Source organism: Herbaspirillum sp. VT-16-41, from assembly GCF_001994935.1.
Taxonomy (GTDB): Bacteria; Pseudomonadota; Gammaproteobacteria; order Burkholderiales; family Burkholderiaceae_D; genus Herbaspirillum; species Herbaspirillum frisingense.
Window position 1 is genome coordinate 79,895 of record NZ_MUXB01000108.1, and the last position, 16,011, is coordinate 95,905.

At 63.1% G+C, this 16,011-nt stretch carries 14 protein-coding genes; 6 read left to right on the forward strand and 8 right to left on the reverse strand.

Features of this window, described 5'->3' with window-relative positions:
• Positions 1–260: 260 nt before the first annotated feature.
• Both BTM36_RS14055 and fghA read left to right on the forward strand, forming a co-directional pair.
• Entirely contained in the window at positions 261–1,367 is a 1,107-nt protein-coding gene (locus BTM36_RS14055; RefSeq protein WP_077236778.1) for an S-(hydroxymethyl)glutathione dehydrogenase/class III alcohol dehydrogenase, read from the forward strand.
• 10 nt (positions 1,368–1,377) lie between these two features.
• Complete coding sequence (gene fghA, locus BTM36_RS14060; RefSeq protein ID WP_077236779.1) at positions 1,378–2,226, forward strand: S-formylglutathione hydrolase; 849 nt, start codon at positions 1,378–1,380, stop codon at positions 2,224–2,226.
• Positions 2,227–2,384: 158 nt separating this feature from the next.
• Here fghA and BTM36_RS14065 read toward each other — a convergent pair whose 3' ends face one another.
• The 5 genes from BTM36_RS14065 to BTM36_RS14085 form a co-directional block, all read right to left on the reverse strand.
• On the reverse strand, positions 2,385–2,888 hold the full coding sequence (locus BTM36_RS14065) for a hypothetical protein (protein WP_077236780.1): 504 nt from the start codon (positions 2,886–2,888) through the stop codon (positions 2,385–2,387).
• Entirely contained in the window at positions 2,885–3,523 is a 639-nt protein-coding gene (locus BTM36_RS14070) for a hypothetical protein (RefSeq protein WP_077236781.1), read from the reverse strand. Before BTM36_RS14070 ends, BTM36_RS14065 begins: the two co-directional genes overlap by 4 nt.
• Positions 3,520–4,023, reverse strand: coding sequence for a PAAR domain-containing protein (locus tag BTM36_RS14075; protein ID WP_077236782.1), 504 nt, complete (start codon positions 4,021–4,023; stop codon positions 3,520–3,522). Before BTM36_RS14075 ends, BTM36_RS14070 begins: the two co-directional genes overlap by 4 nt.
• 209 nt (positions 4,024–4,232) lie before the next feature.
• Positions 4,233–5,156: a Gfo/Idh/MocA family protein gene (locus BTM36_RS14080; RefSeq protein WP_077236783.1), complete on the reverse strand. Its 924-nt coding sequence runs from the start codon at positions 5,154–5,156 to the stop codon at positions 4,233–4,235.
• Positions 5,157–5,201: 45 nt separating this feature from the next.
• Positions 5,202–6,188, reverse strand: coding sequence for an aldo/keto reductase (locus BTM36_RS14085; RefSeq protein WP_077236874.1), 987 nt, complete (start codon positions 6,186–6,188; stop codon positions 5,202–5,204).
• A 150-nt stretch (positions 6,189–6,338) separates the two neighbouring features.
• Here BTM36_RS14085 and BTM36_RS14090 point away from each other — a divergent pair, with 150 nt between their 5' ends.
• Positions 6,339–7,256, forward strand: a complete 918-nt coding sequence (locus BTM36_RS14090; RefSeq protein WP_006463988.1) for a LysR family transcriptional regulator — start codon at positions 6,339–6,341, stop codon at positions 7,254–7,256.
• A 28-nt stretch (positions 7,257–7,284) separates the two neighbouring features.
• Here the strand turns inward: BTM36_RS14090 and BTM36_RS14095 are convergent, their stop codons facing one another.
• The 3 genes from BTM36_RS14095 to BTM36_RS14105 form a co-directional block, all read right to left on the reverse strand.
• Positions 7,285–8,859 carry a DHA2 family efflux MFS transporter permease subunit gene (locus BTM36_RS14095; protein WP_006463987.1) on the reverse strand — a complete coding sequence of 525 codons (1,575 nt, stop codon included), beginning with the start codon at positions 8,857–8,859 and terminating at the stop codon, positions 7,285–7,287.
• A 39-nt stretch (positions 8,860–8,898) separates the two neighbouring features.
• Positions 8,899–10,137 carry an HlyD family efflux transporter periplasmic adaptor subunit gene (locus tag BTM36_RS14100; RefSeq protein WP_077236784.1) on the reverse strand — a complete coding sequence of 413 codons (1,239 nt, stop codon included), beginning with the start codon at positions 10,135–10,137 and terminating at the stop codon, positions 8,899–8,901.
• Positions 10,138–10,286: 149 nt separating this feature from the next.
• Positions 10,287–11,804: an efflux transporter outer membrane subunit gene (locus tag BTM36_RS14105; protein WP_077236785.1), complete on the reverse strand. Its 1,518-nt coding sequence runs from the start codon at positions 11,802–11,804 to the stop codon at positions 10,287–10,289.
• Between the two features lie 263 nt (positions 11,805–12,067).
• Between BTM36_RS14105 and BTM36_RS14110 the strand changes: the two genes are divergently transcribed.
• The 3 genes from BTM36_RS14110 to BTM36_RS14120 all read left to right on the forward strand — a co-directional run bounded on the left by BTM36_RS14110 (position 12,068) and on the right by BTM36_RS14120 (position 15,984).
• A complete protein-coding gene (locus BTM36_RS14110; RefSeq protein ID WP_039875728.1) occupies positions 12,068–12,694 on the forward strand; it encodes a TetR/AcrR family transcriptional regulator in 627 nt (208 codons plus the stop codon).
• Between the two features lie 235 nt (positions 12,695–12,929).
• Positions 12,930–13,553, forward strand: coding sequence for a methylamine utilization protein (locus BTM36_RS14115; RefSeq protein WP_254427007.1), 624 nt, complete (start codon positions 12,930–12,932; stop codon positions 13,551–13,553).
• A gap of 13 nt (positions 13,554–13,566) precedes the next feature.
• Positions 13,567–15,984, forward strand: a complete 2,418-nt coding sequence (locus BTM36_RS14120; RefSeq protein WP_254427008.1) for a bifunctional diguanylate cyclase/phosphodiesterase — start codon at positions 13,567–13,569, stop codon at positions 15,982–15,984.
• Positions 15,985–16,011 lie beyond the last annotated feature (27 nt).

Below are 16,011 nucleotides of genomic sequence, written 5' to 3' on the forward strand. Positions count from 1 at the left end.
AGCAGGTTTTTCATGTCAGGCGGAAATTTTCACTTGTTCTGACATCAAGATGACTCGTAAAAATTCAGTACCGCGATGCGGCAACTGCATTTTCGTTTGCAATGCGATAATACTGCGTCCGGGATCACAGCATCTCAGTACGCCAGTACCTCAGCAGCTGAGTGCAACCCTGATCGCCGCCGCGGTTGAGGCTGAGCAGGATGCACCCATCCCAGGTTACCTCCACGCATTCCCCATTACCAGATAAAGGACCCATCCCTATGAAGACAAGAGCAGCGGTAGCATGGCAGGCAGGCAAGCCCTTGACCATCGAGGAAGTCGAACTCGGCGGCCCCAAGGCCGGCGAAGTCCTGGTCGAGATCAAGGCCACCGGCATCTGCCATACCGACTACTACACACTCTCCGGCGCCGACCCGGAGGGCATCTTCCCCGCCATCCTCGGCCATGAAGGCGCGGGCGTGGTGGTCGACGTCGGCCCGGGCGTGAAGTCGCTCAAGAAGGACGACCACGTCATCCCCCTGTACACCCCGGAATGCCGCGAGTGCAAGTTCTGCCTCTCGCAGAAGACCAACCTGTGCCAGGCCATCCGCGCCACCCAGGGCCGCGGCCTGATGCCCGACGCCACCAGCCGCTTCTCGCTGGACGGCAAGCCCCTGTTCCACTACATGGGCACCTCGACCTTCTCCAACTACATCGTGGTCCCGGAAATCGCCCTGGCCAAGATCCGTTCCGATGCCCCCTTCGACAAGGTCTGCTACATCGGCTGCGGCGTCACCACCGGTGTGGGCGCGGTGCTGTTCACCGCCAAGGTGGAGGCGGGTGCCAACGTGGTAGTGTTCGGCCTGGGCGGCATTGGCTTGAACGTGATCCAGGCAGCCAAGATGGTCGGCGCCAACAAGATCATCGGCGTGGACCTGAACCCGGCGCGTGAAGCCATGGCCCGCAAGTTCGGCATGACCGACTTCATCAATCCCAAGGACGTCGCCAACGTGGTCGATGCCATCATTGGCCTCACCGACGGCGGCGCCGACTACAGCTTCGAGTGCATCGGCAACACCACCACCATGCGCCAGTCGCTGGAGTGCTGCCACAAGGGCTGGGGTCAGTCCATCATCATCGGCGTGGCAGCAGCCGGCCAGGAAATCTCCACCCGTCCGTTCCAGCTGGTGACCGGCCGTGTCTGGAAGGGCTCGGCCTTCGGCGGCGCGCGCGGTCGTACTGACGTGCCCAAGATCGTCGACTGGTACATGGAAGGCAAGCTCAACATCGACGACCTGATCACGCACAAGCTGCCCCTGGAGCGCATCAACGAAGGCTTCGACCTGATGAAGAGCGGTGAATCGATCCGTTCCGTGGTCGAGTTCTGAGGAGCGCGCGATGCTGGAGAAACTCTCCGAGCACGGCTGTTTCGGCGGCGTGCAGGGCTATTACCGCCATGCCTCGCCGGCCATCGGCCTGGACATGCGGTTCTCGGTCTTCGTGCCACCACAGGCCCGCACCGGCGGCAAGCTGCCGGTGCTGTTCTACCTGGCCGGACTGACCTGTACCGAAGAAACCTTCATGATCAAGGCCGGTGCGCAACGCGTGGCGGCCGAGCTGGGTGTGATCCTGGTGAGCTCGGACACCAGCCCGCGCGGAGCAGGCGTTGCGGGTGAAAGCGATAGCTGGGATTTTGGCGTAGGGGCGGGGTTCTACCTCGACGCCAGCCAGGCGCCGTGGGATCGGCATTACCGCATGGAGAGCTATGTGGTGGATGACCTGCGCCAGGCCGTGCTGGAGAATTTCCCGGCCGACCCGCAGCGCATGGGCATCTTCGGCCATTCCATGGGCGGGCATGGCGCGCTCACGCTGGCCTTGCGTCATCGCGAGCTCTACCGCTCGGTCTCCGCCTTTGCGCCGATTGCGGCGCCGCTGCACTGCCCCTGGGGCCAGAAGGCCTTTGGCAACTACCTCGGCTCGGATCAGGAAAGCTGGCAGCAGCATGACGCCAGCGAACTGATGCGCAAGCTCTACGCTCCCTTCCCGCAGGGCATCCTGATCGACCAGGGCCTGGCCGACAAATTCCTGCTGGAGCAACTGCTGCCAGAACGCTTCGAGGCCGCCTGCCGCGAGGCTTCACAACCGTTGACGCTGCGCCGGCATGAGGGTTACGACCACGGGTATTACTTCATCCAGAGCTTTGTGGAAGATCATCTGCGCTTCCATCATCGCATCCTGACAGCGTAAATTCCGGCATGGCGCGTGATGGCGTTGAATGAAGTGGAGGGCTGACCGACAGGTCAGCCCTTTTTGTTTCAGGATGAGCAGAAGGAAAGACAAGCTCGTCAGGGACAGCCCGCTTGCTGGCAAATGTCGATGAGGGTCTGGCTGGGCAAGGATGAATTTCAGTCCACCAGACCATCGACGAAGAAGAGTCCTGCGTTCTTCCGCGTGTTCAGCAAATAGGCATATCTGACCTTCTGGAAGCTTCCGCTACGTCCGAGTCCATCGAAATGATCAGCTACGCAGAGATACTCCTCCCGGCCCTCTCGTATCAGAGACCAGCCCGCCAGCTCAAGACGGACTTCCGGTTTCTGCCTGGACCTGGTCTGCACCAACGTGGTGGACCTTCGGATAGGGTGAAGTCTTCCGTCATACAGGATGGCTCCGCCGCGCCGGGAGGTGGCGTAACCCACTTCCTTGCCGCGAAAGACGACGTACTCGGTCGAATAACCGGGCCGATAATCGGGCTGAAAGAAAATCTCGGTCGTTTCGATTTCTAGCTGCGAAATAGGTGGCAGCGCCTTCGCATGGAGGCAACTCTTGATGATGTTTTCCGACGGAACGGCGGCAGCTGAGACAGGATCTGAGATCGAGAGCAGAGAGAGTGAGAATAGAAGCAGCCTCACTTATGTTCCTTTGCCTTTGTGTATTTCAGATAATCTGGATTTTGCTTCCAAAAAATTGTTCCTCCGTGAGCCGCGGTCGATTGATAAATATGGTCGTACCGGTAGATTTCTTCCTTTTGAATGGAGGACTTCCCGTCTACAGTTTTTTTGGTTGTCTTGTATTTTATGACCAACTTCGAGGATTCCTTGAGGGAGTAGATGTTGTGTGAGGAGTGTGTAAATCGGATGCCATTCTTCACCTTGAAGTGTGTTTCATAGTTCTTTTTGATATCTGCTCCGTCCCAGAACCATGCGCCGTTTGATCTGTCTGGACCGTTCGCTAGCGCATTCTCCGCCGCTGCGACCGCAACCTTCATCGCCGGGTCTATCAGAACCTGTGCATCCGTGGCACCTTTGAATTTCTGAAATCGCGGGTTCCCGTCACCTACGACATAACTGAAACTCGACTCTCCACGAACAAATTCAGCCATTGACGAATAGCGTCGCGCATCCCGTTGTCTTTTTAGAATGCTGGCAAGCGCATACATCTCATCGGCGTTGTTCTGGGTAGATGATTCCCCATAAGCAATGGCGGCTAGAAGTCGGACCTCTGGATCGATGGGTTTCTGGTTTGTTTCTGTCGTCTTTTCGTTCATGGCTGCCCCCCTTCTTTGGCTAGCCATAGCACCATGCTTGAGTTTTCGCCGGTAAAGACTGTGCTCCTTCCTTCTGAGAAACTGGCCTGATGTGCCATGAGTTTCTCGTTTTGATACACGTCAAAGCGATAGCCTTCGATTGGAGTGCCATCTTCCCCCTCCAAGCTGTACCAGTGTTCGGTGATCTCGTCGCGAGATTCGTGTGGCGATTTCTGAGCGGTGGCTGCCCTGCTGCCGGTACCGATTCGAACGCTCGACTGGCTCGCTTGCAGTTCGGCGCCGCACGATGTCTTCATGCCCTCCACAGCGACGGGTTTGCCGAGGTAGCTGACGTTCTCTGCGCCTTGAACGATCGGGAAACTGCCCTTGCACTTTGGGCATAAGACCATATGGCCTACGCCGGCTGCGTTCTTGCCGAGCACATTGAGTGTCGCGAATCCCTCCAACACGGTGCCGCCGTGCGAAGTCGAGTCGCCCTTGCGAATGATGGCGTTTGCCATGATTTTCTCCATTCCGAAAAACGAAGAAAATAATCCGTGCCGTCAAATAGTCCCATCGCTAAACGACGATTTGTAGGGAGCGATCTGCGGCTCGTTCTTCCCGGGATCTATTTTTTGATTGCGTAACCGGCGGGCGGCAGACGAAAAAAACGGCCCAATCAGGGCCGTCGGTGCCGCGTTTGCAATGAGGTCAAGCCAAGAGGGCCATTTTAGACAAAGGCATCCGTCACCACATGCTCCCCCAGCATGAAGGCATCGGCCACATGGCGCAGCGGTGCCACGTCCACATCCGAGGACTTGTTCCGGATCAGTTGGCAGAAATGGGCGTACAGCGAAGGATATTCGCCTTCCACCGGCAGCTCGCACGGCGCCTGGTCGATCCACAATTCAAGCCCACCCTTCTTGAGATGCAGATGCGTGCTCGCGGTATCGATCACGATATCCCAGGTCTGCTCGCCAGTCTGGCGCCAGTCGAAGTCGGCTTGCACATCCGTACCCAGGGCATCGGTGAAGGCCAGTCGCGCGGCGATCGGGGTCTGGCGGTTGGCCGGTACTTCCAGCGTGGCCTGCTTGAGGAACATGGCCTGCGGCAGGATCTCGGTGACGATGGACAAGGCATTGATGCCCGGATCGAACACGCCCAGGCCGCCCGGTTGCCAGATCCATTCCTGGTCGGGGTGCCAGTGGCGGACGTCTTCGCGCCAGATCACTTCGACCCGGCGCGGTGCGTGCTGCTGCAGGTGGCGCTTGACCACCTGTACCGCCGGTGCGTGGCGCGAGTGCCAGCTGGCGAAGAGCGTCACACCCTGTTCGGCCGCCAGCGCCTTGAGCGATTCGACTTCCGACAGTGTGGCGCCGGGCGGCTTTTCCAGGAACACGTGCTTGCCGGCGAGTAGCGCCTGGCGGGCCGCTTCATAGCGATACTGCGGTGGCATGCACAGCGAGATGGCATCGATCTGCGTGCCGGAATCCAGCATCTCGGCCATGGTCTTGAAGGCGGTCACGCCGTCGATGCTGTGGTTGCGGCTGGCCGTGGCGACCAGCTGGAAATCCGGGTTGCCGGCGATGGCCGGGGCGTGCTGGTCATAGACGATCTTGCCGACGCCGGCGATGGCGAGTTTGATGGGTGTCATGTTGTCCTTATGTTCTTGTAGGGGGTGACGGGCAGGGGCCAAAGCTTACCAGCGTTGATGCACGTAGGGCGCGATGTCGTCCTGATAAAGCTGCCACAGCGCCTGCATCACGTCGGCCTGGATCGGCGGCAGTCCGCTGGCGGCGCTGTTGGATTGCGCCTGCTGTACGTTGCGCGCGCCGGGGATGACGGTGCTGATACCGCTTTCCATGAGAATCCAGCGCAGCGCGAACTGCGCCATCGATACGCCTTCCGGCACCAGCGCGCGAATCTTCTCGACGGCCGCCAGGGCGACCTCGTACGGCACGCCGGAGAAGGTCTCGCCGACATCGAAGGCTTCGCCATGGCGATTGAAGTGGCGGTGGTCATCGGCGGCAAAGGTGGTCTGCGCCGACATCTTGCCGGTCAAGAGGCCCGAGGCCAGCGGCACCCGGGCGATGACGGCGATGTCGCGGCGTTGCGCCTCATCCAGGAACAGCGACAGCGGACGCTGGCGGAAGATGTTGAAGATGATCTGGATCGATTTCACGTTCGGGTATTCGATGGCCTTCAGGCCTTCTTCCACCTTCTCCACCGAAACGCCGTAGTGGGCGATCTTGCCGGCACTGACCAGCTCATCCAGATAGCCGAAGACTTCCTGCTGGTAATAGACCTCCGGCGGCGGGCAGTGCAGCTGCACCAGGTCCAGGCATTCCACCTCCAGGTTGCGCAGCGAGCGTTCGACGAAGGTGCCCAGGTTCTCGCGCGTGTAGCCGCTGGCGACATGGGGCGAGAGGCGGCGGCCGGCCTTGGTGGCGACGAAGGGGCGCTGGCCACCACGTTCCTTGAGGACCTGGGCGATCAGTTGCTCGGAGCGGCCATCGCCATAGACGTCGGCGGTATCGATGAACGTGACGCCGCTGTCCAGCGCCGCATGCAGGGCCGCCTTGGCGTCCTGGCTGGAGACGTCGCCCCAGGAGCCGCCGATGGCCCAGGCGCCGAATCCGATCTCCGACACTTCCGCACCGGTGCGGCCAAACGTTCTTGATTTCATGTTGCTCATCCTTTGCATGGGTTGTCCGGCCCGGGAGGGTCCGTGGGGGCGCCTGCGGGCGGTGAAACCGTATTTATACCCTGCGTCACGGCAGCGGGAGGATGGTTTAACATGCACATCATTAATTCATGAAGTGAATGGAGTTCATTCATGTCCTTGCTGGATCATGTGGATTTTTCGGATTTGCGGGTATTTGTCACGATCTTGCGGACCGGCAGCTTCAAGGCCGCTGCCATCCAGCTCGGCCTGACCCCCTCGGCCACCAGCCATGCCATGAAGCGGCTGGAGGAGCGGCTGTCCACCCGCCTGCTGTACCGCTCCAGCCGGGCGGTCTCGCCGACGGCGGCCGGCAGCGAACTGGCGCTACGCCTGGAGGAGGGTTTCGAGAAGATCGGTGCTGCGCTGGGCGTGCTGGAAAGCGCAGCGGCGGGCAGCCTGGGGGAGTTGCGCATCAATGTCTTTGCCGATGCCGCGCATCTGCTGATCGAGCCGGCCATCCCCGAGTTCGTCCGGCAATGCCCCAAGGTCAAGCTCACCGTGGTGGTGGATGACCGGCCCATCGACATCGTCAGCGAAGGCTATGACGCCGGCATCCGCTACGGACACTACGTGCCGGAAGGCATGGTGACCGCGCCCTTGACGCGCGCCCACCGCTGGGTGGCGGCCGCCTCGCCGGACTATCTGCAGCGCTGCGGCCGTCCGCAGACGCTGGAGGATCTGGCGCAGCACAACTGCCTGCAACTGCTGCTGGGGGACAATTCCAGCTACAAGTGGGAGTTCGGCCGTGGCAAGCACCAGCAGCGCATCCGCGTGCCGGGCCTGGTGACGATCAACAATACGGCGGCCACCATCGCCGCCGCCCGGGCCGGGGTCGGTATCGCCTATCTGCTGGAGGCCAGGATCAGGAAGGACATCGAAGAGGGGGCGCTGGAAGTGCTGCTGCCTGAATGGGCTGCACCCAGCGAGCCCTTCCACATGTACTACAGCAGCCGGCGCCATGCCCATCCGGCCTTGCGCAAGCTGATCGACATCATCCGCCTGCAGCATGGACTGTCCCGGCTGCGTTAGCCGGGCCACCCGGGCCAGGTGCCTTCGCCTAGTGCGCCGCCGAAGCTTCGGCCGCGCCGGCACCGCCCTTGGAGGGCTTGATGATCCAGATCAGCGGGATGATCACCAGGAAGATCACTGCCGACACAAAGAAGATGTCGTTGATGCCCAGCATGGCGGCCTGGAAGGTGATGGTCCGCTCCAGCATGGCGGCGCTCTGCTCGGCATTCAGGCCCAGCGTGCTGCTGATGTTGTTGAGCGTTTCCTGCAGCCAGGGGCTGTAGGGCGTGGCATGCTCGGTCAGCTGCGCGTGGTGCATGATCGTGCGGTTGTTCCAGGCGGTGGTGGAGATCGAGGTGCCGACCGCACCACAGAACACCCGCACGAAGGACGACAGTCCGGCGGCCGCCGGAATGCGTTCGGGCGGCAGGCCCGACAGCAGCAGCACCGTCAGCGGCACGAAGAACATGGCCGTCGGGATGCCCTGCAGCAGCGTGGGCAGGATCACCGTCATCTGGTCCACCTGCAGGTTGTAGCGCGAGCGCAGCCAGAACACAATGGCAAAGCCGATGAAGGACGCCGTGGCCACCTTGCGCGCATCCACCAGCGGCAGGAAGCGCCCGATCAGCGGCATCAGGATCACCGCGAAAATCCCGATCGGCGCGGTCGACAGGCCCGAGTCGATGGAGCGATAGCCCAGGTATTGCTGCAGCCACTGCGGCAGGATCACCAGGTTGCCGAAGAACACGCCATAGCCGATCGAAATGGCGATGGTGCCGCCGGCGAAATTGCGCCGGCCGAACAGGCGCAGATCCACCACCGGATGGTCATTGTTAAGTTCCCACACCACGAAGTAGGCAAAGGCCACCAGGGCAATGATGCCCAGCGTGACGATGGTGGGCGAGGCGAACCAGTCCAGGTCCTTGCCCTTGTCCAGCATGATCTGGAAGGCGGCCACCCAGGTCACCAGCAGTGCCAGCCCGATCTTGTCGATGGGCAGCTTGTGGATGGGCGTTTCGCGCGAACGGTAGATGGCCAGCGTGATGCCGGCTGCGATCAGGCCCACCGGGATGTTGATGTAGAAGATCCAGGGCCAGGTATAGCTGTCGGTGATCCAGCCGCCCAGCGCCGGCCCGGCCACCGGCGCCACCACGGCGGTCATGCCCCATAGCGCCAGGGCGAACGAGGCCCGCGACTTGGGGTAGGCCCCCAGCAGCAGCGATTGCGACAGCGGCACCATGGGGCCGGCCACCAGGCCTTGCAGCACGCGGGCGGCCAGCAGGATGGGCAGCGTGGGCGCCAGTCCGCACAGCCAGGACGCCACCACGAACAGCAGCACCGAGGTGACGAACAGACGCACCGCGCCCAGGCGCTGGGTGAGCCAACCGGTCAACGGGATCGAGATGGCGTTGGCGGCCGCGAAGGAGGTGATGACCCAGGTGCCTTCATCGACCGACACGCCCAGGTTGCCCGAGATGGTCGGAATGGCGACGTTGGCGATGGACGAGTCCAGCACGTTCATGAACACCGCCAGCGACACCGACAGGGTGCCCAGCACCAGGTTGGCGCCGGTCAGCGGTGGCGGTGGCGTGTAGGGTTTTGGGGGAGTAGGGCTGTTGGCCATGGGGCTCCGTCATTGTCCAGTGATTGCAGCGGCATGGTCTCAGGTATGCGGGACGGCAGCCGGCGTGGCCGTGGCCTTGCTCTTGCGGGCTTGCGGCAAACCACTGGCGTTGTCGCTGATGATGCGCTCGACGATGCTGTCGGCCTGCTTGCCCAGGTCGTCATAGACGTCGGTCTGGTAATTGGTCGGCACCGCTTCCAGCGCGCGGCCGTCGCCATGGATATCGACGGTGGCCGTGGTGGACAGGCCGATGCGCAGAGGATGGGCGCGCACCTGTTCAGGGTCCAGTGCGATGCGCACCGGCACGCGCTGCACCACCTTGATCCAGTTGCCGGTGGCGTTCTGCGCAGGCAGCAGCGAGAAGGCGCCACCGGTGCCGGCCGAGAAGCCGATCACGGTGCCCTTGTACTTGACGCTGGAGCCATAGACGTCGGCGATCACTTCCACCGGCTGGCCGATGCGGATGTGCTGCAGCTGGCTTTCCTTGAAGTTGGCGTCGATCCAGATCTGTTCCAGCGGCACGATGGCCATCAGCGGGTTGCCGGCGGCGATGCGCTGGCCGACCTGCACCGAACGCTTGGAGACGAAGCCCGAGACCGGCGCCACGATATTGACGCGGGCGTAGTTCAGGTAGGCATTGCGCACGGCGGTGGCGGCTTGCAGCACGTTGGGGTGCTCGGTGACGCTGGTGTGGTCGGTCAGCGCGCGGTTGGCGGCGGCGGCGGCGCGTGCCTGGTCCAGGGCGGCGCTGGCACTCTTGACGGCATCACGGGCGTGCGAGACGTCTTCCTGCGAGACCGCGCCGGAAGCCAGGCCGGCCTGGCGGCGTTGCAGGTCTTCGCGAGCGCGGGCCAGGTTGGTGTCGGCGGCGGCGACGTTGGCGGCCAGGGTATCGTTGTTCAGGAACAGCTGGCGCGTCTGGCGCACCGCCTGGGCCAGTGCGGCCTGGGCCTGGTCCAGGGCCAGCCTGGTGTCGGCGGCGTCCAGCGCCACCAGCGGCTGGCCGGCCTTGACGATCTGGGTGTCGTCGGCCTTCACGGCCACTACGGTGCCGCCCACCTGGGCGGAAATCTGCACCACATTGCCGCCGACATAGGCGTCGTCGGTTTCTTCGAAGAAGCGTGCATGCAGGAACCAGTACAGGAAGCAGGCGACCGCGATCACCAGCAGCAGCAGGGTCAGCAAGATCAGCTGGCGTTTGCGCTTGCCATTGCCATTGCCGTTTCCATTTGCATTGCCGTTGGCTGGCGCATTGTTTTGGGTGGTGCTGTCACTCATGGAGGACTCCGTTCTATCTTTTTGTAGGCGGTCAATCGGCGCGTCGCTGTTGCGGCACGCCGTCCCGGTGGTCGGCGGATCAGTGGAGAGACCGGCCACCAGGCTGGATTCAATGTCGGGATGTCATGCAGATCTGTGGCGGGCCTGCTTCAGCGTTGCTGCTGTGGCTGCTGTTGCGGTTGACCATAGGCCAGCCCGGCCTGCTGGGCGTCGAAACCGCCACCCAGCGCCTTGTACAGCGCCACCTGCTGTTCGCGGCGCTGCGCCTGCAGCGCCACCATGGACTGGCGTTGACCCAGCACGGCGGTCTCGGCCGACAGCAGCGTCAGTTGCGAGACCAGGCCCAGGCGATAGCGCTCGCGTGCCAGCTGGTAGGCGCGTTCGGCTGCTTGCAGGGCCTCGTTGCGAATCGGCAGTTGGCGCTCGGTCGAGTGGATCGCCGCGATCTGGCGTGCCACGTCGGCATAGGCATCGTTGAGCGCCTTGTTGTAGGTCGCCACGGCCAGCTCGTAGTTGGCGTATTCGCCCTTGAGTCCGGCCCGTAGCGCGCCGCCCTCGAAGATCGGCAGCGAGATGGCCGGTCCAAAGGCGATGCTCTTGCTGGCGGCCGTGAAGGGGTTGCTGTCGATCAGGCTGTCGAAGCCGATCATGGCCGAGAGGTTGATATCCGGGTAGAAGCGCGCCTTGGCCACGGTGATGCCCTGGCTGGCGGCTTCCACCTGCCAGCGTGCAGCCACGATGTCAGGACGGCGACCCATGAGGTTCAGCGGCAGATCCGCCGGTAGGCCGGGCGTGGCCAGGTTCTGCAGGGAGGGCGGCGCCAGTTGCAGGCCGCGATCCGGCCCCTTGCCGCTCAGGGCGCCCAGTTGCTGGCGCAGCAGGATGATCTGGCCTTCGCTCTGCTCCAGCTGGGCGCGTGCCTCGGCGCTGCTGCTGCGCGACTGGTTGCGCTCGATCTGGCTATCCAGGCCGGTACGCACGCGATCGGCGGTGATCTTTTCCAGGGAAGTACGCTGATCGACCGTGCGCTGCAGGATATCGTGCAGCGCATACTGTGCCGCCAGCTGGCTGTAGACCGAGACGATGGAGGCGGTCAGGGCCAGGCGCGCTTCCTGTTCGCTGGCCTGGGCGGCTTTCTCGCTGGAGATGGCCTGTTCCAGGGCGGCCTGGTTCTTGTTCCACAGGTCGAGCTCATAGCCGACGTTGAGGCCGGCCTTCTTTTCGTTGTACCAGTTGCCGCCATACGGCGGCGGGTAGATCGAGGTGCTGGAGAACTGGTTGCGCGTGAACGAGGCCTGCGCATCCACGTTGGGCAGCAGCGGCGCGCCGCGCGATTCGGCCAGGGCGGTGGCCGCGCCGATGCGGGCACGCGCCTGCTGCAGGCTGGGGCTGGCGGCCAGGGCTTCTTCGATGAGGGCGTTCAACTGGGCGTCGCCGAAATGGCGCACCCAGTCGCTTCCCGGCCACTGACCGTCGGGCGCGCCGGGATTGGGATCCGACAGACTGCGCTGGGTCGCGAAATCGCGGGCCTGGGCGAGCTGCTTGTCACTGCCGATGCCCTCGAAGCTGGCACAACCTGACAAACCGAGCGCGCCCAGCAAGGCGGTCGCCACGACACGAGTGGCGATCGCCCGTGGCCGCAGCCCGGGCGACGTGATGCGTTTCATAGAATTCTCCACGAAGAGGTATTTGGCGATACGAGTTCTTTTGTGAGTTTTGCGACCCGCTGATGCCTGCGCAGCAGGCCACACGCATGGGATGCTGGCGGCGCCGGTTCGATCCGGCGCCAAGCGCTCACCTGGATTTACGAGTACCATCCGGGGGCGGGGCGAGTAAAAACTCATTTTCCGTATTATACTTGGATATACGAACAATCACTCATGTTGTGAATTCGCGTCGGGGGCGGGCGAATTCCTTACCAAAGCTGCCAATGAAACTGCAACCCAGAAAAGAACCACGCCAGGCGCGTTCGCGGGCGATGGTCGATACCATCCTTGATGCCATGTCACGCGTGCTCGTCGAGCGCGGCTATGCCAAGACCAACACCAATCTCGTGGCCGAATCGGCCGGTATCAGCGTGGGCTCGCTGTACCAGTATTTCCCCAACAAGGACGCGCTGATCTTTGCCCTGCGCGAGCGCCACGTCTCGCGCATGCTGGGGCTGTTCGAGGATGTGGTGGCGCATATCGATGCCGCCGGCTCCCTGCGCGAAGACTTCGACAAGCTGATCGGCGCCCTGGTGGCGGCCCATCTGCTGGAGCCGGAACTGAACCGCATCCTGGAAGAGGAATTCCCGGCCTACAACCTGCCGGTGTCCAGCGAGATCCGCCAGCGCTTCTTCGAGGCCATCCGCCGCGTACTGGAAAAGCATCGCAGCAGCATCACCACGCCAGACCTGGATGTGGCGACCTTCGTCCTGCAGCGCATGTTGAAGGCGCTGATCAATGCCGTGGTCCTGACCGGTCCGGGAGGGCTGTCCGCAGGGAGCGTGCGTCCGGAAATTCTGCCGGCAGTGATCGGCTATCTGACTGCTCCAAGGGAAGATTCGCAGGCATAATCGTGAAGCTTGGTGTAGGTTCATGAGGGGACTGATCACCAGCAGGGCGATCATAAGGGGTGTTGGGTTGTCGGATTGCTGTCGGGCAACTCAGAAACTCCCCTATATGCAGCGCTAAGGGCTTCCGTATAGTGCAGGGTGAAGGGAAAGGCTTGTCGGATGCGCCATGGAGGTGGCGCGCCGGGTGGCCCCCGCCGTTACCCATTTTCCATCAAGCGATATGCAGAACAAGAACATGCGCCGCAGGGCAGGGCAGCTCGTCAAGGTCATGGCATGTATCTGGGCCGCCGCTACTGCCTGCGCAGCGCAGGCAGCGGTCTCGGTGCAGGTCCTCGATAGCGCCGGTCAGGTGGTTCCCAATGCCGTGGTCTATGCCGAACCGGCGGGAGGCGCCGCCGCACCCGCCAAGCCGCCGCGACAGGTCGAGATCGAGCAGAAGAACAAGACCTTCATCCCGCTGGTGACGGTGGTGCAGACAGGTACGTCCATCCTGTTTCCCAATCACGACAATATCCGGCACCACGTCTATTCGTTCTCGCCGGCCAAGACCTTCGAACTGAAGCTTTATTCCGGCGTGCCCGGCAGCCCGGTAGTCTTCGACAAGGCGGGAACCGTGGTGCTGGGCTGCAATATCCATGACGAGATGGTGGCCTACGTGCAGGTGGTCAATACGCCGTATTTCGGCGTGACCGATCGCAGCGGCACGGTCCGGCTGGAAGGCCTGGGCAATGGCCGCTACACGCTCAAGGCCTGGTATTTCACCATGGGCCCGAACCAGGCCGCCGTGCAACAGGCGCTGGAGGTCCAGGGCGACGGCAAGGCCGCCATCAAACTCAACGTCAAGGCGGTCCCGCTGTAGGGCGGCGCCGTGCATGGCAAATAAGGGAAACGGGGCTAGGGTGCGTCTCTACCGTCTGGAAAGCAAGATCGTTGCGCTGTTCATCATCCTCATCGTGGTGGTGCAACTGGCCGGCTTCGTGGCGATCCGTACCGCCATCGACCGCAACGCGCGCAGCGCCATCAGCGACGAACTGGTGATCGGTGAGCGCGTCTTCACGCGCCTGCTGGACCAGAACGCCCAGAAACTGACCCAGGGCGCAAGGCTGCTGGCGTCCGACTTCGGCTTCCGCCAGGCCATTGGCACCGACGATCATGACACCATCGGCTCCGTGCTGGCCAACCATGGGGCACGCATCGGCGCTTCCATGGGCATGCTGATCGCCACCGACGGCACGATTCGCGCCTCGACCATGGAGTACCCCGACACCGACCTCCAGCGCAGCAGCCTGGAACTGGTGCGCAAGGCCGACAAGGACAACGCCAACGGTGCCGCCGAGAGCGTGGTGGTGGGGGAGAACCTGTTCCAGATCGTGGCCGTGCCGATCAAGGCGCCGGTCACCATTGCCTGGGTGGTCATGGGTTTCCCGGTGGATCGCGATCTGGTCAATGATATGCGCGCCCTGTCGCAGCTGCAGGTGTCCATCCTGGTTCGCCAGCGCGGGCGCGCTGACTGGGTCTCGGATGTATCGACCCTGGCCAAGCCGGAGGCGCAGATGCTGCTGCACGAAGTGGGCGATGTGCGCGCCGCCGGCCCGGCCGACCTGCAGATCGACGGCAACCAGTATCGCGCCCGCATCCTGCCGCTGGCGCAGGCCAGCAACGGCCAGCAGGCGGTGGCGGTGTTGCAGCGTTCGGTCAGCGAAGCGGTGGCACCCTACCAGCGGCTGCAAGTGATCCTGCTGAGCATTACGGTATTGGGCGTGCTGGGCGCGGCGGTGGCCAGTGCCGTGATGGCACGGCGCATCACCAGCCCCCTGCGCGACCTGGCCAGCGTGGCCAAGCGCCTGGGCGCGGGTGACTACAGCGAAGGCCTGTACATCCGGCGCCAGGACGAGATCGGCCGCCTGGGTGCAGCCTTCGAAACCATGCGTGGCGAGATCGCCAAACGTGAACTGAAAATCAGCCGGCTGGCCTACCAGGACCAGTTGACCGGCCTGCCCAACCGGGTGCAGTTCGCCGATCTGCTACGGGACGCCATCATCGACGGCGGGGAATCGGTAGGCGGTACCTGCCACATCCTGATGATGGACCTGGACCGCTTCCAGCAGGTCAACGATGTGCTGGGTCACCGCTTCGGCGACGACCTGCTGCGCCAGGTGGCGTCGCGCCTGACGGCCCAACTGCTGTATCCGGGGGCCAAGGTGGCGCGCCTGGGCGGCGACGAATTTGCCATCCTGCTGCCCGGTGTGAACCTGGAAGGCGCGTTGGCGCAGGCGGCACATATCCTGCGGGCGCTTGAGCAACCCTTGTCCCTGCAGGAACAGACGGTGGATCTGGGCGCCGGCATCGGCATCGCCGGCTATCCGGCTCATGGGCGCAGCAGTGATGTCCTGCTCAGCCGCGTCGAGGTGGCGATGTACACCGCCAAGCGCAAGGGCAGCGGGGTGGTGGTCTACGACCCTGCCATCGACCGCAGCAGCCAGGAAAGCCTGTCGCTCCTTTCCGAGCTGCGCCGCGCACTGGAGCGCGACGAATTCATGCTCTATCTGCAGCCCAAGCTGGACCTGGCCTCCGGCGAAGTGTTCGGGGCCGAAGCGCTGGTGCGCTGGCTGCATCCGGAAAAGGGCTTCATCGGCCCGGACAATTTCATTCCGTTCGCCGAGACCACCGGTTTCATTCGCATGCTGACCGTCTGGATGATGGAAAAGGTCGCCAGCCTGTCGGCCGATCTGCGTCGCAATGGCATTGCCCTGAAATTCTCGGTCAACCTCTCGACACGCGACCTGCTGGATCAGGAGTTGCCGGGCGCCTTCGCCGCCATCGTCGAGCGCCATGGACTCACGCCCGCCGCGCTCTGCCTGGAGATCACCGAGAGCGCCATCATGGACGACCCGGCGCGTGCCCAGAACACGCTGGACCGGCTGGCGGCCATGGGTTTCGCCTTGAGCATCGACGATTTCGGCACCGGTTATTCCTCGCTGGCCTACCTGAAGCGCCTGCCGGTGCGGGAGCTGAAGATCGACAAGTCCTTCGTCATGAAGATGGCGCAGGATCAGGACGATGCCAAGATCGTGCGCTCCACCATCGACCTGGGCCACAATCTGGGCCTGCGGGTGGTGGCCGAAGGGGTGGAGAGCGAAGAGGTGTGGTTCCTGCTGCGGCAGATGGGCTGCGATCAGGGACAAGGCTATTTCATGGGCAAGCCCATGCCGGTCGAGCGTTTCCTGGAATGGCTGCAGCAATGGCGCGCGCCGGAGGCGCTGGACCAGTCCGAAAACATGGCGGTATGAGCGGCGGCGAGGGGCCGCCAGCATCAA